At 69.1% G+C, this 17,628-nt stretch carries 14 protein-coding genes and 1 tRNA gene; 9 read left to right on the plus strand and 6 right to left on the minus strand.

From position 1 onward, the window contains the following. Window positions 1–31: 31 nt before the first annotated feature. Both ACWER9_RS02760 and ACWER9_RS02765 read left to right on the plus strand, forming a co-directional pair. Window positions 32–352 (plus strand): hypothetical protein, encoded by a 321-nt coding sequence (locus ACWER9_RS02760; RefSeq protein ID WP_452300150.1) that lies wholly within the window; start codon window positions 32–34, stop codon window positions 350–352. Between the two features lie 17 nt (window positions 353–369). Continuing rightward, a complete protein-coding gene (locus tag ACWER9_RS02765; RefSeq protein ID WP_452300151.1) occupies window positions 370–1,293 on the plus strand; it encodes a hypothetical protein in 924 nt (307 codons plus the stop codon). Window positions 1,294–1,317: 24 nt separating this feature from the next. Here ACWER9_RS02765 and ACWER9_RS02770 read toward each other — a convergent pair whose 3' ends face one another. The 5 genes from ACWER9_RS02770 to ACWER9_RS02790 form a co-directional block, all read right to left on the minus strand. Next, on the minus strand, window positions 1,318–2,364 hold the full coding sequence (locus ACWER9_RS02770; RefSeq protein WP_452300152.1) for an NlpC/P60 family protein: 1,047 nt from the start codon (window positions 2,362–2,364) through the stop codon (window positions 1,318–1,320). Window positions 2,365–2,389: 25 nt separating this feature from the next. Next, window positions 2,390–2,875, minus strand: a complete 486-nt coding sequence (locus tag ACWER9_RS02775; protein WP_355005071.1) for a poly-gamma-glutamate biosynthesis protein PgsC/CapC — start codon at window positions 2,873–2,875, stop codon at window positions 2,390–2,392. Beyond that, on the minus strand, window positions 2,872–4,149 hold the full coding sequence (pgsB, locus tag ACWER9_RS02780) for a poly-gamma-glutamate synthase PgsB (RefSeq protein WP_452300153.1): 1,278 nt from the start codon (window positions 4,147–4,149) through the stop codon (window positions 2,872–2,874). Before pgsB ends, ACWER9_RS02775 begins: the two co-directional genes overlap by 4 nt. A 2-nt stretch (window positions 4,150–4,151) precedes the next feature. After that, a complete protein-coding gene (locus ACWER9_RS02785; protein ID WP_452300154.1) occupies window positions 4,152–6,356 on the minus strand; it encodes a HAMP domain-containing protein in 2,205 nt (734 codons plus the stop codon). Between the two features lie 153 nt (window positions 6,357–6,509). Further along, window positions 6,510–7,721, minus strand: coding sequence for a CapA family protein (locus ACWER9_RS02790; RefSeq protein ID WP_452300155.1), 1,212 nt, complete (start codon window positions 7,719–7,721; stop codon window positions 6,510–6,512). Window positions 7,722–7,909: 188 nt separating this feature from the next. On the opposite strand from ACWER9_RS02790, the gene ACWER9_RS02795 reads away from it, so the two are divergent. Next, on the plus strand, window positions 7,910–9,298 hold the full coding sequence (locus ACWER9_RS02795) for a glycoside hydrolase family 6 protein (RefSeq protein WP_452300156.1): 1,389 nt from the start codon (window positions 7,910–7,912) through the stop codon (window positions 9,296–9,298). A 104-nt stretch (window positions 9,299–9,402) separates the two neighbouring features. Here ACWER9_RS02795 and ACWER9_RS02800 read toward each other — a convergent pair whose 3' ends face one another. Then, complete coding sequence (locus tag ACWER9_RS02800) at window positions 9,403–10,233, minus strand: M23 family metallopeptidase (RefSeq protein ID WP_452300157.1); 831 nt, start codon at window positions 10,231–10,233, stop codon at window positions 9,403–9,405. Window positions 10,234–10,434: 201 nt separating this feature from the next. On the opposite strand from ACWER9_RS02800, the gene ACWER9_RS02805 reads away from it, so the two are divergent. The 6 genes from ACWER9_RS02805 to ACWER9_RS02830 all read left to right on the plus strand — a co-directional run bounded on the left by ACWER9_RS02805 (window position 10,435) and on the right by ACWER9_RS02830 (window position 17,596). Next, window positions 10,435–10,507: transfer RNA gene (locus ACWER9_RS02805), tRNA-Arg, on the plus strand. A 370-nt stretch (window positions 10,508–10,877) separates the two neighbouring features. Then, on the plus strand, window positions 10,878–11,462 hold the full coding sequence (locus tag ACWER9_RS02810) for a DUF6082 family protein (protein WP_452300158.1): 585 nt from the start codon (window positions 10,878–10,880) through the stop codon (window positions 11,460–11,462). 545 nt (window positions 11,463–12,007) lie between these two features. Then, a complete protein-coding gene (locus tag ACWER9_RS02815) occupies window positions 12,008–15,442 on the plus strand; it encodes an RHS repeat-associated core domain-containing protein (protein ID WP_452300159.1) in 3,435 nt (1,144 codons plus the stop codon). Window positions 15,443–15,473: 31 nt separating this feature from the next. Next, on the plus strand, window positions 15,474–15,602 hold the full coding sequence (locus tag ACWER9_RS02820) for a hypothetical protein (RefSeq protein WP_357352364.1): 129 nt from the start codon (window positions 15,474–15,476) through the stop codon (window positions 15,600–15,602). A gap of 64 nt (window positions 15,603–15,666) precedes the next feature. Next, window positions 15,667–16,359, plus strand: coding sequence for a hypothetical protein (locus ACWER9_RS02825; protein WP_452300160.1), 693 nt, complete (start codon window positions 15,667–15,669; stop codon window positions 16,357–16,359). Between the two features lie 10 nt (window positions 16,360–16,369). Beyond that, the gene (locus tag ACWER9_RS02830; protein ID WP_452300161.1) at window positions 16,370–17,596 is read left to right on the plus strand and encodes a copper amine oxidase; all 1,227 of its coding nucleotides are present in this window, start codon (window positions 16,370–16,372) and stop codon (window positions 17,594–17,596) included. The last annotated feature ends 32 nt before the right edge of the window (window positions 17,597–17,628 follow it).

The raw sequence follows: 17,628 nt of genomic DNA on the forward strand, positions 1-17,628 counted from the left end.
CGATGACCGCCCACGGAGGCATCCAACTGCGATGATTCAAGCTCTGGGTCTGACCAAGTCGTACGGTCGGGTGCGGGCGGTGGACCGGGTCAGCTTCACGGCGCGGCCCGGTCGGGTGGTGCTGGACGAGCCGGCGAACGGCCTCGACCCCGAGGGTGTGGCGTGGATCCGCCTCCTGCTGCGTAACCACGCCAATCGCGGCGGAACGGTCCTGCTGTCGAGCCACCTGCTCGCTGAGCTGGCTCAGCTCATCGACGATGTTGTGATCATCGTGAAGGGAAAAAGCGCGGCAAAGGTCGGTTGTGTCCTCGCGGCGCACGGGCCAGCCGCACGAGACGAGGGCGGCGGGTGATCGGATAGCCTGCACGGGTGCGTACACCGCTTCCGGCCGCGGGTTCTACTCGCCGCGGGCTGATCGCCGCGGCGACGCTGGCACTGCTCGGTCCGGGGGCGTGTGCCGACGCCGAGCCGAGCTCCGAACAGCAGCGGGGGCCTGATCCCGAGCTTCTGATCGACGAGCTGACCGCCGGCCTTTCCCGGGACGATCCGTACCGTGATCCGAACGCGGCGGAACGGGCGACGGCCCGGCGGGCAGCGCGACTGCTGGTCACCGATCCGGACGCCGACGCCGACCTGCGCCGGGTCTTCGCCGACCTCGGCTTCCGGGCGCACCGTGGGACGGACCCGGCCACCGGCCGGCCGTTCGACCTCTACCTCGCCGAGGGCTCCGACGACCGCTCCTGGGGTGCCGTGCTCGTGGACCGCGGCACGACCCCGCGTACGGTGATCGAGGTGCCGCACCCGGGCTTCGACATCAACACCGAGAAGCTGGGCCTGGCGTTGTACCGGAAGACGCCGGCGAGCGTGCTGCTTGTCGCCGGGGCACACCGGCAGGCCGCCGGCGGCGACGCGGACGTCGCCCACAACGACAGGTCGCTGTTCCACACCCTGGCGGCGGAGTTCGCCAAGAACAGCGTCGACCAGATCCAACTGCACGGCTTCGCCGACCGGAACCTGCCCACCTCCGACGCGGTGGTGTCGACAGGTTCGGCTGCGGTGACCCCGGTTGCCCGCCGGATCGCGGACGGCCTCTCCGGCGCCGGCCTGAACGCCTGTCGGGCGTGGGCGCAGAAGTGCGGCCAGCTCGAGGGCAAGACCAACGAGCAGGGCCGGGCCGCGGCGGAGCTGAGAGCCGTCTTCATCCACCTGGAGCTGAGCTGGTCGGTCCGGCGCGACGCCGAGGCCCGCAGCCGCGTCGCGACGGTGCTCGCGGCGCAGCTCGCCGAGGCCTGACCCGTCGGCGGGGCGCCGCCGGGGTCAGATCCGGCGGGCCGTCCGCCAGCGCAGGGCCCAGTAGCCGGTGCCGTCCAGGATGGACTCGCCGCCCAGGTCGCCCATGGTCGGGCCGTTCGCGGTGGTACGGCTGGAGATGAACCTGTGGTGTCCCCGGTCGTCGACGCCGAGGTACATGCCGGAGTGCTCGATGTTCGCGCCCTGCACCGGCCCCGCGTTGAAGAAGAGGAGGTCGCCGGGGAGCAGCCGATCCAGCTCCCGGGCCCGCTTGCCGGTGTTCGGCATCAGCAGAGCCCCCGGTCCCACCGAGGCCATCGCGGTCGCCCGTCGGGGCAGGCCGGGGCCGGCGTTGTTGGTGCCGAGCAGGGGATAGCCCATCCGGTAGCCGTAGACCATGCGCAGGAAGCCCGAGCAGTCCAGGCTGCGGATGTGCGACGCGGTCGGCTTCTCCTTCTTGTCGGGGAACTCCCAGGACACACCGAGGTAGTCGTAGAAGTCGGAGTTCTCCGCACGACCGTCCGGGTCGATGTCCGACAATGGCCCGAAGGCGGCGTCGCCGGAGTACTGCCGGCCCTTCGCGTCCTTCTTCGGCACGGCGACGTACGTGTACTCCCGGGCCACCGCGAGGACGTCCGGCGAGCGGTCGGTGCGGGCCTTGCGGAACCAGTCGGTGAACCACTTCTCCTTCTCGGCGCCCGCCCGCCACTCCCGTGGGGCCAGTCGTACCCAGAAGTCGGCGGGCACCTTGGCCTTGGTGAACCGCGCCTCGGCGAACGTCCGCCGGGTGCCGCTGATGTGCACCGTGCGGGCACCGTCGGTCATGATCGCGACGGTCTTTCCCTTGGCGTCGACCATCTGCGTCCGGTTCGGTGCGCTCAGCCGGCGGTAGCTGTAGCCGGAAGCGGCAGGCGGGGCGGCCTGCGCGGCCTGCGCGCCGAGGCTCAGCTCGATCGGGTCCGCCGCGGTGTGCCGGGCGACGACGTAGGCGAAGGTGCTGCCGCCGCTCAGCAACGCGAAGGCGGCGACGGTCATCAGCACGGCGCGGCTGCGGGAGTACGTCCGGTAGTTCATGCCTGCCCCTCGTCGGTGTGTGGCCTCAGGTGACCGGCACGAAGCCGGCCACGACGCCGCTGAACGCCACGCCGTAGGTGATGACGGTGACCATGACGGTGGCCAGCACGGTTGCCTTCGGCGGCTGGCGTACGAGCTGGTAGGCGATCAGGCCCGGTGCCACGAAGCCAAGGGTCTGGTGCGCGAAGAGCAGCGGCAGGTCCCGTTGGACGATCACGAACAGCGTCATCTGGAGGAGGACGCTGAGCAGGACGATCGCGGCGAAGAGTCGCTTGCCGTAGAGGATCACCATGCGCTGCATCAGCCGGGTGAGGGCGTAGGTGACCACGGTCATCACCACGATCACCGCGGCCTGGAGCGGGTCCTCGATCAGCGCGAGCGCGATCCAGCCCGGCGTGATCATCCCGCCGGGCGAGAGGTTGGTGGTCAGATAGCAGAGCAGCGCGAAGACCAGCCCGATGCCGAGGCAGGCGGTGGCCAGTTGGGCGCTGAGTTCTCCTCCGAATGTCACCGGTGGGTCCTTCCCAGGAACACAGTCTCGCCGTCCACGGCGGACGTGCGCGCGGTCGGCGGACGGAGCATCGATTCGGCGCGGGTGTGGTCCCGCGGCTCCCAGCTCGGCAGGGCGGCCAACTCGTGCAGCAGCACCTCACCCTGCCCGTGGATGTTTCCGACGGCGACGATGGAGGCATCGTCGGCGGTCACCGCCATGACCTCGCTGATCAGCCGCTCCGGGGGGAGCTTCCCGCCCAGGTCGACCACCCGGTTCTGCAGCTCGGCGGGCACGTTCACCCGGGCGCTGCGGGTCATCTCACCGATCAACACGATGCGCTGCGGCTGTACCCGGCCGGCGAGCGTACCCATCTGCCCGTTCCGTTCCACCCGGTCCGGCCGACAGTTGATCACCATAGTCAACGGCTTACTGATGAGCCGCTGCTTCTCCAGTTGCTCGATGTTCATGTACGTCGACTCCGGGTCGTTGGCGGCGAAGATGTTTGCGAACCGCACACGCTTGTCGCCGTAGAGAACCCGGGCTACCGAGAGCACCCCCGGATCGGGTGGCGCCGACCACATGCCGGCGAGGGCGCTGCGCCGGTCCACGCCGAGCTGTTCGGCGACGGCGAGCGCGATGGCCACGTTCTCCTTGAAGGTGATCCAGCCGAAGCCCGACATCTCCTGGTCGGTCACCGACTCCGGGTCGACAGCGATCAGCCGGCAGTTCCGTTTGGCCGCCTCCTGCTCCAGGATCGCCAGCCGGTCCTTCTCCGCGGTGATGCAGATGCCGTCCTCGGGCATCGAACGGCTCAGCGACCGGGCCACGTCGTCGAGGGTCGGCCCCATCTCCGCGAGGTGGTCCTCACGGACGTTGCAGAGCACCCCGATCGTGGACCGGATGAGCTTGCTCTGGTTGATCTCCTGCAACGCCGGCATGACCGCCATACACTCGATGACCAGCGCATCCGGGTGGTAGACGGCGGCCCGCCGGACGATGCCGATCTGCTCGACCACGTTGGCGATCCCGAACTTGCGGTGTACCGGCTCCTCGCTTGCATCCGGGAAGATGAACCGCGCGGCGGTGCCGGTGGTCTTGGCCACCACGACCTTGCTGCCGCCGCGCAGCGCACCCGCGCAGAGTCGGGTGATCGAACTCTTGCCACGGATCCCGTTCACGAGCACGCGGTGCGGGATGGTGTCCAGGTTGCGGTTGTGGTTCCGCTGCTCGATCACGCCGGCCACCAGCAGCGCGAGGCAGCAGAGGCTGTAGACGGTGTACAGGTAGGTCATGCTCAGCCCTTCGTCGCCCGGTTGCGAGCCCCGGCCGCGTGCCGGACGCGGCCGAGGACGCTGGTCCGGTCGGCTCCCGCACCACGCAGCCGCAGCGCACCTCCGAACCGGGCCGACCCGGTGTGCCGCACCTGGCGACAGATCTCCAGACACATCGCGATCGCGCCGATGTCGTCGTGCCGCTGCGGCGGAACGGGCAGCTCGACGGTCCCGTCACTCATCTGCTCGGCGAACGAACTCAACCTCCGCAACGGCCGGACGTAGATGAAGAGCTGCCACACGTGGGTGAGGAGGGCGATGCCCACCACGGCGCCGGCCACCAGCAGGGTCCAGCGCCGCTCCACCATCGTCGGCAGGCGCAACCCGGCGACGTCCTGCTCCAGCACGACCGCCCACTCGAGGTGGGCGACTGTCGTCGGCACGGTCAGGCCGGAGGCGGCGACCATCGCGGGAGCGCCGTCCCCGGTGGTCGACCGGCCGACCGTGCTGCCCGGCAGCACCTCGACGGCGATGCTCCGGGCCAACTCGCCCTGAAGCGGCTGGAACGCCTGGAAGCCTTCGGAATCGAGAATCGTCCGCAGCTCGGCGTCGACGACCCGGACCCGACCATCGACCCGACGGACCAGCCCGAGCAGGCGGTCGGGGTCGAACTCACCGACCACCGCGTAGCCGTCGGCGCGCTTGTTGAAGGCGTACACCAGCGGCAACCGTTCGGCGGCGTCGTCGAGGTGGATGCCGACCTCGCCGGGCAGGGGCGTGACGGACCGCAGCGGCTTCCGACCCGCGCCGGCCACCATCTTTCCGTCCGGGTCGACCAGGTACAACGCCCGGAGCCGCTGCTCGTCGGCGAGTTCCCGGTCGAGAGTCCGGCCCGCCTGGGCGAGGTCCTTCGAGGTGACTCCCTGGGAGACCCGGGAGACGGTGGCCAGGCCGTCGTCGAGGAGGTGTCCCAGGGCGTTGCTTGCCTCCTCGGCCCGGCTCTCCGCATCGCGCACCAACTGCACGGGAATCGTCGGGTCGGGAGCCTGTAACGCGAGCACCGTGGCCGCCGCCGGCCAGAGCATCGCGACCACGACGGCCACGGTCAGGCCCTGCAGGACTGTCGGCCGCCAGCGCCGGTCGTTCGGGTATGGGTCGCCGGAGGTCAGGGCCAGCGCCCGAGTGATCCGGTGCGCCTCGCGGATGCGCACCGGCGCGCGGTGCCGCGTCATCGCGCCGCAGGCGTCGGCCTTCGCCTGGTCCAGCAGCGCCCGGACCGGCCGGACCAGCGACATGCGCATGAGTACGAAGCTGAGCAGGGTCACGACCAGCAGGCTGAGCCCGAGCAGCACCCCCTTGGTGCCCGAGGTCCCGGCGCTCACCTCCGCGGCGAGCAGGGAGACGACCACGAGCCCGGTCTCACCCACCGGCGCGGACGACACCACGAGCCTGCGGTCCGTCCACTCCTTGACCACCACCTCGCGGCTCTGCGACGAGTCGGACCCGGCCAGGCCGGCGAAGACCGTCGGCAGGTGTACGGCGTCGACCGCGCTGGCCCCCTGCATCAGGCTGCTCTTGCCGTCCGGGCCGATCATGTGGATGCCGTGCCCAGCGTCGGGGTTGAGCCGCAGGTTCCGCATGGTGACCGGCTGGATCGCGAGCACCGCCCGGGTGGCGTCGAGCGCGACGGCGTAGACGAGCGCGGGGCCGTCCGGTGTGGTGACGGCTGTCGTCCTGTCGACCTCCAGCACCGGCGGCAGCAGGTCGATCGGCAGCGCCGCGCCCTTGGCGGCGAGAGGCCGCCGGGAGGCGGTCTCGACGATCACCGCGCCGGTGAAGTCGGCGCCGTCGCCGACCAGGCGGGTCAGCAGGTCGGCGTCGCTCGCGGTGCCGCGGTCCTGCACCGTCCGGCTGAGGTCGGTCGCCCGGCCGCGGGCCTCGACCCGCATGCTGGACGCCAGCTTGGACACGACGTCACGCTGGGAGTCGACGACAGCCGGGAGTACGCCGCGCTGGGCGCTGACCGCGAACCCGAGGATCGCCATGGCGACCACGAACATCGTGGTCCAGAGATAGACGAGGGAGGGCGCGCTCGTGCCGGCCGGAAAGGCCGCCGCCGGCAACTGCTGGTCGAGTGCCCGTCGCCGCCAGGCCACCAGTTGTTCATGGTCGTCCGCAGGTCCAGCCGTCGACTGCCATGGCGCGTACTGCGCCGACCTGCCTGACACGAAACGACAACCTTCCCCGTGGAGCTGCTCCCTGGACCGCGATCCATCCAGCTCGTCAGCCGGGCACGGTCGCCGGCCGCCGCGAATGCTAGCAAGGCCCACCACCACGAGATACGTGCCGATTTCGTCTTCGCGTCGGCCGGGTCACCGCTGCTACTTGCGCGAAACCCCGCGCACCACGAGTCCCGCCGTGTCGGCGGCCCTGGTTAACAGGTTGCCCTCGATCCGTTCGACCGCGGCCTCGTAGATCCGGCGTCGTCCGGGGGAGAGGGCCGGGTCCGCGAGTGCCCGCTCAAGATCGACCAGACGGATGTCCGGGTTCAGATCAACGAAGGTGGGAATCGCCTCGATGGCCACCGCCTTCCACCTTTTCGGCTCGTCGGCCGGACCGAACGTCACCCGGGTCATCGCGCCGTCGCGGTTGGCGTTGACCGGCTCGGCGTGCCGGGCGAGTTGGTTGCCCATCCCGTAGACGATCCAGGTGTCGCCGATCCGCTCCACCGGCTGGACCACGTGCGCGTGGTGTCCGAAGACGACGTCCACGTCGTCGATGGCGGCAATCTGGCGGGCCCAGGTCTGCTGGTCGACGTCCGGCTCGTGCTCGTACTCGGTGCCCCAGTGCAGGCTGACCACCACGATCTCCGCGCCCGCCTCCCGAGCCGCCTCCGCGTCCCGCCGGATCGCCTTCACGTCGATCAGGTTCGCCACCCACTCCTTGCCGGCCGGCGGGCGCAGGCCGTTGAAGCTCTTGGTGAAGCTGATGTGCCCGACCTTCACGCCCTTCGCCCGATAGATCTTGACGATGCGGGAGTCACGCTCGGTCCGGTAGCTGCCGGTGTGCCCCAGGCCCGACTTGTCCAACGCGTCGAGGGTTCGCTTGACCCCGTCGTACCCCTGGTCGATGGTGTGGTTCGAGGCGGTGGAGCAACCGTCGTACCCGATGCTCTTGATGCCCTTGACCACCTCCTGCGGCACGTTGAACTTCGGGAAGCCGATGTACGGGCCTCCCGGCGGTGCCAGCGGAGTCTCCAGGTGGCACAGGGCCAGATCCGCGCTGGAAACGGTCTCGCGCACCGGCTCCAGCATGGGGGCGAAGTCCAACTCGCCGCCGCCGTCGTGTCGAGCCTGGTCCCACAACTCGGGGTGCAGCAGGATGTCCCCCGCGCCGAGCACTGACACCGTCCGTCCGGCGGCCTTCACCGGGGCACCCAGCGGACGCGGAGAGTCGGCAGGTGCTGGCGACTCGACCGACCAGGGCCCGAGGGCATAGATCGCACCAACCCCGACCGCCAATGCGATCACGCAACTGAGGACCGCCCGTAGCGTGCCGGAGAACCCGCCGCTCGGCTGAGAATTGCTCGCCACCGCGACAGGCTAGTACGCCCTGGAGGCAGCAAGCGGAGGGGTTGCCCCGCCGTCACCCGGCCGGCGACGGGGACGTCGACAGCACGAGCATGTCCGCACATCTTGGCAGCGGCGCTTACCTCCGCTACCGTCCATGGGAACGCTCCCATGAACTTAGATACGTCTATGTGATCTGGAGGAAACACGTCGTGGCTATCCTCTCCTCGCTCCGCCGTAGATCGGCGGCCATCAGCGTGGCGGCCGTCGCGGTCACCACCGTCGCCGGCATCTGTCTCACCGTCGGCGGTGCGTCCGCCGGCACGGTGTCCGGGTCGCTCTACCGCGACCCGAGTTCGGCAGTCGTCCGCTGGGTCGCCGCCAACCCCGGCGACTCGCGTGCCGCCGTCATCCGCGACAAGATCGCGAGCCAACCGCAGGCCCGCTGGTTCGCCAACTTCAACCCGTCGACGGTGCAGTCCGAGGTCTCCGCGTTCATCGGTGCCGCGAACGCGGCGCAGCAGATCCCGGTGCTTGCGGTCTACGAGATCACGAACCGGGACTGCGGCGGGGCCAGCGCCGGCGGGGCACCCGACCTCAACCAGTACCAGACGTGGGTGTCCAACTTCGCCAGAGGACTTGGCAACCAGACGGTTCTGATCATCCTGGAGACCGACTCGCTCGCCCTGCTGACGTGCCTGAGCAGCAGCGAGATCAACGCGCGTAACCAGGCGATCTCGACGGCCACCCGGACCATCAAGTCGGCCAACCCCAACGCCAAGGTGTACCTCGACGCCGGCCACTCCACCTGGAACAGCGCGGGTGAGACGGCCAACCGGCTCCGGGCGGCCGGCGTGCAGTACGCCGACGGCTTCTTCAGCAACGTGTCGAACTACAACTCCACGTCGAACGAGGCGAACTTCGGCCGGGCGGTCATCTCCTCCCTCAACGGCATGGGCATCTCGGGCAAGCGCCAGGTCATCGACACCAGCCGTAACGGCGGCGCCAGTGGGGACTGGTGCGGCGACGACAACACCGACCGGCGCATCGGGACGTACCCGACGACCAACACCGGCGACAGCAACATCGACGCGTACCTGTGGGTGAAGCCGCCGGGTGAGGCGGACGGCTGCCGTTACACCGCCGGCTCGTTCCAGCCCGACCTGGCCTTCAGCCTGGCCAACGGCGCGCCCAACCCGCCCACCACCACCCCGCCGACCACGCCGCCCCCGACGACCACCCCGCCGACGACCACGCCCCCGACGACGCCGCCCCCGACGACCACGCCCCCGACCACGCCGCCGGCTGGTGACGGCTGCTACGCGTCGATCGCGGTCAACCAGTGGGCTGGCGGCTTCACCGCGAGCGTGACGGTCACCGCCGGCCAGTCCGACATCAACGGCTGGACCGTTACCGTCGCGCTGCCCAACGGGTCGGTCACCAGCGCCTGGAACGCCCAGGTCAGCGGCACCAGCGGGAACGTCAGGTTCACCAACGTGAGCTACAACGGGCGAGTTCTCGGCCGGCAGTCGACGAACTTCGGCTTCCAGGGCACCGGCACCGGCCCGGCCACAACGGCGGGCACCTGCGTGACCGCCTGACCCCCACTCGGCAGCGGGCCCGGCGCGGAGGAGCACCCCCCCGCGCCGGGCCCGCCACACCATGGCGTCCGTACGCGCCGCCAACCAGAATGGCTTCCGCTGGATCAGCCGATGCCGTCGACGGCGGCCCGGAGCGCGTTCACCGACGGATCCCAGCTGAAGTTCAGGACGGGGATGCCCGACGCGGCGGCATTGCTGTCGCCGCCCAGGACCACAGCCCTCGGCTTGGCCGTGCCCTGGGGCACCACCAGATACCAGTTGCCCTTCACGTTCGCGATGAACACGTCGTCTACCTCCTGGTCGGGCGGGTTCGGGTTGGTGACGTCCCCGACGTAGTTCTCGAAGTCGACAGTCGCGCGGAAGTTCGTCGGACTGCCGGTGCTCAGCCAGAGGCTGGTGTGCACGTGCGGCCCGACACCGTTGTTGCTGCCGTTCGCCGAGGCACCGGAGTACGCGATCGTCTGGCCCCGCGACACACGTTGACCTGCCGAGACGGCGATGGACGACAGGTGCAGGTGCCGGGTGTAGTTGCCGTCATCGTGGGCCATCCCCACGACCCTCCCGGTCGCGCTTGAGGTGTCGGTCTTCACGTAACGGATGGTGCCGTTCGCCGCGGCCGCAACAGGAGTGCCGGTCCCCACCGCGTAGTCGGTGCCCGGTTCACCCGAGGGCGGATTCCGGTTCCGGTGATCCTGCCAGGAGCTGGAGATGCGGACATTCCCGCACGGCCTCTGATAACTGCCGGCCGCCCGCGCGGAGCCGGGCAGCAGGCCGAAGGCGGCCGACACCCCGGACGCCGCCAACGCCGCACCCGTGAGGAAGCCCCGTCTCGACAACCCGCGCAGGTAGGCGACGCCGTCGAGATCCTCGGGCCGCAGCTCGCCGTGGCCGAGATCCGGAAGCGTGCCGGGGCGGGGCTCCTCGCTGAGGATCATCGATGCAACCTAAGGCCAATCCGGGCTGAGGACAAGAGTCCCTACCGCCCGGTACGGCGGTCGCGGCGAACCCTCGTCGTGCGGTGATCAAGCGCCCGCTGTGGTCACCTGTCGAGGTGGTCACCGGGAGCGACGTCCGTCGACGGGGGCCACTCCCTGCCCACACGGACGGTCGCGCAGGTCGTTACACTGACCACTCGCGCCCCCGTAGCTCAGGGGATAGAGCATCGGTTTCCTAAACCGTGTGTCGCAGGTTCGAATCCTGCCGGGGGCACCCAGGTCGCGGCCTTGATCACCAATCACTGTTCCGCCTTCCGGGGCTTGAGTGCCTGCTACGTGCCCGATCGCCTCGCGGCCTTCGCCCGGCTAGCCGTCCGGGTGCTAAGCGACCTCAGCGTCCCGGCCATCGGCCGCACGAGCGTAGTGGTGGGTCGTCACGCTGGCCTGGCGTGACCGAGCCGACGAGCGGCCACCAGGACGCCATGCGAATCCGCGACCCAGCTCGCAAACCAGGTGCTTCCTCTTGCGCAAGCGGCACGCAGTTGCATCCTTCTGCCAACCTATAGGCGTATGGCGATCTCGATGCCCCTCTCGCCTGCTTCGACAGTTGGAGGACGTCCGTGCAAGGAAACCGGCGCCCAGCAATGCTGATCGATATCTTTGCGTTTGTTCTGGTGTTCGCCCTTGTGCTGTTCTTTGCGCCGCCCATAGTTTCATGGTATGTGAGTGACTCGAAGCTTGACTGGGTGCAGCTGGCCAATGTCGGACAAGCGTACGGATTCAGTGCGACGATTGTATCGGCGTTGGCTCTGATCGCGATTGCACTGTCGCTGAGGATGCAAGTGGTTGAGGCGAGAGCCCAGCGGCGCGAGAATCATCGCACCTATCACATGCAGTTGCTGACGATGGCTATACAAGACCCGAGCCTGGCTGACTGCGTGCCCTCGAACTTCGGCAACGGCCATGATAAGAAGAAGCTGTATTACATGAACCTGTGGTTTTGGTGGTGGAGTTACAACTACAGCGCAGGACTGATGCCGGAGGAGCAGGTTAGGAGGAGTATTGCCTTCTTCGCCGGGAGCGAACTCGGCCGCCATTATATCGACACTCACGTGGAGTGGCGCGATTCCACCGTCGATCGGAGTCAGAAGGAGTTCTTTAGAATCGTCGATGAAGAGCGTCTGAAGGTGGCAGAGCCTCAACGCCCATTACTTGAGGGGGAACAGTGAGGCCTCACGCACCCTGTCTGCGCGTACGACTTGGAAACTGCCTCTTGCTGAACTGTCCGCCGAAGCGATCGTTAGAGGGCCCTGTGCGGGTCGTGGCTGACAGTCACGAGCCACAGTGGACAGGTCGGCGGGCACTGGTCGCAGGTCATGCCAGATCGCTGGCGAGCGGCGTCCGCCCGTGACCACACTTTTTGAACCGTGTGTCGCAGGTTCGAATCCTGCCGGGGGCACCTTCACGATCAGCTGAGACCGACCCGCCGCTCCGGCGGGAGTCTGGTCACGCACCAGGGTTCGACTCCCTGCCGCCCGACCGGCGTGCTCCTTCCTCGCGCCCCTGAGCTGCGCCAACACGCCGGATCGACAGCAGCGGCCAACCCTGCCCGCTAGGTCACTGCCGGTGATCACATACCACGCCTTCAGTTAGTTGCTCAACGACAATCGTCCTCAATAGAGGATGCTGCGCAAACGACTCGACGGGGCAGACCATCCAGTGATCTCGATGGGAGCCTTCCCGTGCTTTGCCATGACTACGGGGAGGTTCGGTAGTGCGCGTACTCAGAGTGTTCACGGTCGCGGCGGTTTCCGCCGCGACCGTTCTCATGCCGGTGACCGGGCCGGTGCTCGCGGCTCCGGAGAAGGCCCCCAAGGCCGCCCCGGTGCAGCCCGGTTCGCCGGGCTCCGGCCGTATCGCGCTCGGCCCCAGCAACGGGACGCTCGCGATGGTCCCCGGTGCGGTGTCGGTGCCCAAGGGGACGGGTGCCGGTAACAACGCGACCTTCACCACCTTCGACCTGTCCGACCGGGTGGTGCTTCAGGTACACGCCGGCTCCGGCAACCTCCTCCTGCGCACCACCGATCTGGTGCTGCCGGGCATCAGCACCAACGTGGTGCTTGGCGCGGCGTTCAACAGCCTGCTTGTCGGCAGTGACATCGAGACCGGCGCGCACGGGCGCGGCTGGCGGGCACGCACGGGCCCGGACACCAAGCTCATCAAGAACTCCGACAACTCGGTGACGTACGCGGCCGCGGACGGGCTGGTCGGCACGTTCACGCCGGTCAGCGGCGGCTACGACACGCCCAAGGAGTTCAAGGGCACGCTGAAGCAGGACGGCTCGGGCTGGAAGTTCACCGAGAACAACGACGGGCGTGACCTGTACTTCACCTCGTCCGGGCAACTCGACAAGGTCGAGGACCGCAACGACAACGTCATCGACTACCAGTACAACAGCTCGGGCGAGCTGACCAAGGTGGTCACCGACCGGGGTGCCACCGGGGCGCGCACCGCTGTGGTGACGTACAAGAACGGCCGGATCCAGCGACTCCAGCAGGCGGTCGACGCCTCCAACTCGCGCCAGGTCATCTACTCGTACAACAACGCGGGCAACCTGACGCAGATCATGCCCACCTCTGGGCGCGCGGTGAAGTTCGCCTACGACTCGTCCCAGCGGGTCAAGCGGATCACCACCGGGTTTTCCTCCGAGCCGGGCACCGAGACCCGGGTCGAGTACGACAGCCTGCACCGCGTCGCCGCGGTCGTCCGCGTGCTCGAGAACGAGTCGGTGGACAACCCGGACGGCCGGCTAGCGATCACCAGGTGGGCGTACACGTCGTCGACGGAGGTCGAGGTGGCCGACCCGAACACCGACATCACCAAGCGGGTGTCGGACGTCGCGCACACCACCTACACCACCGACAGCGACAAGCGGATCACCAAGGCGGTCGACCCGGACGGCAACGAGCGCAGCCGCTCCTACACCCCGTACCACGACGTGGCGACCTCGACCGACGCGATGGGGCAGAGCGTCGGCAACAAGTACGACGCCAACAACGGCCAGTCGCTGACCTCGACCACCACGCCGACCGGCGCGTCGAGCTCGGCGGCGTACAGCAACGCGCCCACGTCGTCCAACCCGACCGCCGGTTACCAGCCATCGAGTGGCGGGGACGCGCAGAAGAACCAGAGTTCGTACTCGTACAACGGCGCCGGTAACAAGATGTCGGCCAAGAACGCCGAGGCGGCCGAGGCCAAGGTCGACTACAACAGTGACGGCACGGTGAAGACCGCCACCGACCCGGCGAACACCGGCAACCCGACGAACTACACGTACAACGGCGACAAGCAGCTCACCACGATCACCCCGCCGACCGGCAACAGCCTGGCCAAGCGGGAGTTCACCTACGACGCGTTCGGTCGGGTGCGCACCGCCAGCGACGGCGGCGGACGGGTCACCACGAACGAGTACGACACCGACGACCGCCTCGTCCGGACGACGTACTCCGACGACACCGAGTCGGTGGAGTACGAGTACGACGGCTCCGGCAACCTGACCGAGCGCACCCGCGGCAAGAGCGAGACGTTCGTCTTCGACCGGCTCAACCGGCTCATCCAGCGCGGGCCGGACTACTACCTGACCCAGTACACGTACGACCCGGCCGGAAACCTCACCAAGCTGCACGGTGACTACCGGGGCGACACCATCTACTCGTACGACAAGCGCAACCTGCTCACGAAGATGGAGGTCGACGGGGCGACCTACACCTTCGAGTACGACAAGGAGGGTCGGCGCACCGACACGAAGCTCAGCGTCGAGGACGCCGGGCCGACCACCACCGCGCACACCAAGCTGACCTACGACAAGTCGGGCCGTATCACCCGGACCACGAGCAAGCGCTGGGAGCGGGTGAACAACGCCGACCAGGAGTTCGTCACGTACGACGTCTCGTACTGCTACAGCAAGCGGGTCGGCACCGCCGCGTGCAACAGCACCGACACGACGCAGGACAGTTCGCTGCGCCAGTGGCAGACCGAGCACCACCGCGGTGGCGCCGTGCAGGTCTACACGTACGACAAGGCGAACCGGCTGACCAAGGCCACCAACCTGGCGCCGGGGACGTTCGACTACACCTACGACGCGAACGGCAACCGCACCACCGTCAAGGTCAACGGCACCGAGACGCAGCGGCTGACGTTCAACTCGGCCAACCAGATCACCTCCAGTGGCTACTCCTACGACGGCGCGGGCAACCAGCTCAACGGCTCGGCCACCCGAAGCGCCGACTACAACGGGGCCGGGCAGACGACCGGCAACAGGACCAGCGGCAACAAGGACGCCTACTTCCACTACCTGACCGGCGACCAGTCCGAGCTGGAGTCCGTCTGGGTGGACGGGGACGACAACGACCAGATGTACTTCGCCTGGGGTCGTGGCTCGCAGGGCGGCACCGCGCTCGAGGACTACCAGGCCGTCGACGGTGACACCCACTTCCTGGAGCGGGACGGCACCGGCGCGCTCGTCGGCGTCCGGGTCGCCGAGAAGAAGACCGGCAAGTGGGTGCACTACTTCCCGACGATCGACGGCAACGGCTCGGTGGTCGGCCTGACCAACCAGAACGGCACCTACGCCGGCCACTGGACCTACGACCCGTACGGCCGCACCACGAACACCACTGCCAACCAGCCGGTGGTCAACTCGTTCGCGATCGGTTACGCCGGCGGGCTCAGGCATGCCAGCACCGGCCTGACCAAGTTCGGCAAGCGGTGGTACGACCCGGAGACCGGCCGGTTCACCCAGCAGGACAGCCTCAACACCATCGGCGACCCGACGGTGGGCAACAGGTACGCGTTCGCCGGCGCCGACCCGATCAACAACTCCGACCCGACGGGTCTGGTGGTGGCGAGCATCGGCTTCGAGGTCTGCTACGTCATCTGCGCCGGTCTCAACTACGAGATCGACGACCAGGGCAACCAGGGCGTCACCGGCACCATCGGGGTCGGTGCGGGTGGTGGCTTCAACAGCGAGATCGGTGGCGGCACCGTCGAGGAGGGCGTCAGCGGGTACGGACAGTGCAGCGCCGGGCCGTTCAACGCCAACGTCGAGGAGTCCGCGGCAACCGGCGAGGACGAGTACAGCGCCTCGGTCAGCCCGGGCAGCACCGGAGCGGGTTGTTCGCTTGGCATTTCGGGAACACAGAAGTTCTGACCCGCACCCTCCTCATCGGACGGAGATGGACATGCTGGAAAACCTCGCCGTGGTCGGCGGCCCGAAGTCACCAGTCGCCACACCTGTGCTGATCGGCTTCTTCGTCCTCGTGGCGGTCGCCATCGTGGTGATCCTCTTCCTGCGTTCGCGCAACAAGTAGCACCGCACGATCCGGGCCGGCCGGTCACGACCGGCCGGCCCGGCACACCCATGGGGGGCGGCACATGCAGAAGAGAACGGCTGCGGCCATGGTCGCGGCGGTGGTCGCGATGTGGTCACTGGGCTGGATGCTCGGCTCGTCGGCCGGCGCGGAGGATCCCGGCGCCGCGCCCGTCGTCCCGCGGATAACCGACCCGCCCGAGGAGCCGGTGCCGGCCTCCGGCACCGGGCGGGATCCGCTCACTCCGGCGGAGACCGCGCGGGCCCGCGAGCTGGCACTGGCCGGGCTGACGGACACCGACGCCACCGACGTCACCGGAGCGGCCGGGCCGGAGGTGCTGACCGTCCGCCGCGCGGACGGCGACGGCACCGCCCGCCGAGCCGACGTGCTCGCTTACGACTACCGGGGCGACAAGCTGGTGAAGGTCGCCGTCGACCTCACCGCCGGCCGGGTCACCGGCACGTTCGCCGCCACCGGTATGCAGCCGCCGGCCACCCCTCGGGAGGTGGCGACGGCGGTGGACCTGCTCTGGCGGCACGACCTCGGCGAGCTGATGCGCGAGCGGTTCCGGCAGGCCACCGGTGCCGCGCCGGCCCTGGCGGCGGAGCTTCAGCCGGGTGCGCAGACCTACACCGGCGAACCGTGCGCGGTGCACCGCTGCGTCCTGCTGCTCCTGCACCGGCCGGGCGAGCCCTACGTGGATCTCACCGATCTGGTCGTCGACCTGTCCGCCGGCACCGTCGTCCGTCTGCCCTGAGGAGCCCGCGATGACCAAGCGCACCCTGGCCCTCGCCCTGTCCGCCGCGCTGTCGGTGGTCCTGGCCTCCGGGCTGGCCGGTGCCAGCGCCGGCCACGCCGAGGAGCCCGCCTCGTTGGCCTGCGGTCCGGCGGCCACCGTCCGCGAAACGCTGCCCGGCGGCGCCCGCTGGCAGATGTGCTGGCACGTCGACCCGCAGACCGGCCTGGTGTTGGAGGACGTCGGGCTGAGCTTCCGTGGCGGCCCGGTCACCACCGTGCTGGAGTCGGTGACGCTCGGTCAGCTCAACGTGCCGTACGACACCGGGACCACCGAGTGGAACGACATCACCTCGTACGGCTTCGGCGGCGACGCGATGCAACGGCTGCCCGAGCGCGAGTGCCCCGGGGGGTCGCGGCGCGCGGCGTACGACAGCGGCAAGGTTCTCTGTGTCGTCGCCGAGCCCACCGGCCCGGCGCAGCGGGTCGCCGACGACGGCTACCTCTACTCCCGCCAGGGTGTCGACCTGGTGCTGCGGACCATCTCCAAGGTCGGCTGGTACGAGTACGTCACCGAGTACCGTTTCGGCGACGACGGCCGGTTCACCGCCCGGCTCGGCGCGACCGGCGACCTGTCCCCGACCGACTACACCTCCGCGCGGTACGGCCAGCCGATCGGCCCGGGCGCCTCCGACCACGCCGCCGCGCACCACCACAACGCGGTCTGGCGGGTCGATCCCGGCCTGGGCAGCGAACGGGTCGAGCAGTTCGACACCGCGCCCACCGGGCAGCAGGGCCGCCGCTCGGCGATCCTCGCCACCACCCGCACCGCCATCCCCACCGAGCGGGCGCTGACCGGCGCGAACCGCAGGTGGTGGCGGGTGGTCAGCGACGCCGCGCCGAACGCCGACGGGCACCCGCGCTCCTACCAACTCGTGACCGGCGCGAACGACGACTACGAGAGCCGGCCCGAGATGGCACCCGACCTGACCGTCACCGAGGCCCGCGCCTGCGAGAAGTTCGCCTCGTTCAACCTGGACCCGGAGTGCGCGGCCCGGTCCGTGGTGGACTACGTGAACGGCGAGACGCTCACCGACCCGGTGCTCTGGGTCCGGATCGGCTTCCACCACCTGCCGCGCGACGAGGACCAGAGCCCGATGCGCGTGCACTGGCAGGGCTTCGACCTGCTGCCCCGCGACCTGACCGCCACCAACCCGCTGGCACCGAGCGCACGGGCGAGCATCAACGGCCGCCCCTGAGCGCGGGCTGGCGGTACCCCACCAGACGGCGA

The sequence above is a fragment of the Micromonospora sp. NPDC003944 genome (assembly GCF_053605225.1).

Coding starts and splice junctions, on each gene's coding strand:
- ACWER9_RS02760 (WP_452300150.1), top strand. CDS start 32: ATGATTCAAGCTCTGGGTCTGACCAAGTCGTACGGTCGGGTGCGGGCG.
- ACWER9_RS02770 (WP_452300152.1), bottom strand. CDS start 2,364: ATGAACTACCGGACGTACTCCCGCAGCCGCGCCGTGCTGATGACCGTC.
- pgsB (WP_452300153.1), bottom strand. CDS start 4,149: ATGACCTACCTGTACACCGTCTACAGCCTCTGCTGCCTCGCGCTGCTG.
- ACWER9_RS02800 (WP_452300157.1), bottom strand. CDS start 10,233: ATGATCCTCAGCGAGGAGCCCCGCCCCGGCACGCTTCCGGATCTCGGC.
- ACWER9_RS02810 (WP_452300158.1), top strand. CDS start 10,878: ATGCTGATCGATATCTTTGCGTTTGTTCTGGTGTTCGCCCTTGTGCTG.
- ACWER9_RS02820 (WP_357352364.1), top strand. CDS start 15,474: ATGCTGGAAAACCTCGCCGTGGTCGGCGGCCCGAAGTCACCAGTCGCC.
- ACWER9_RS02825 (WP_452300160.1), top strand. CDS start 15,667: ATGCAGAAGAGAACGGCTGCGGCCATGGTCGCGGCGGTGGTCGCGATG.
- ACWER9_RS02830 (WP_452300161.1), top strand. CDS start 16,370: ATGACCAAGCGCACCCTGGCCCTCGCCCTGTCCGCCGCGCTGTCGGTG.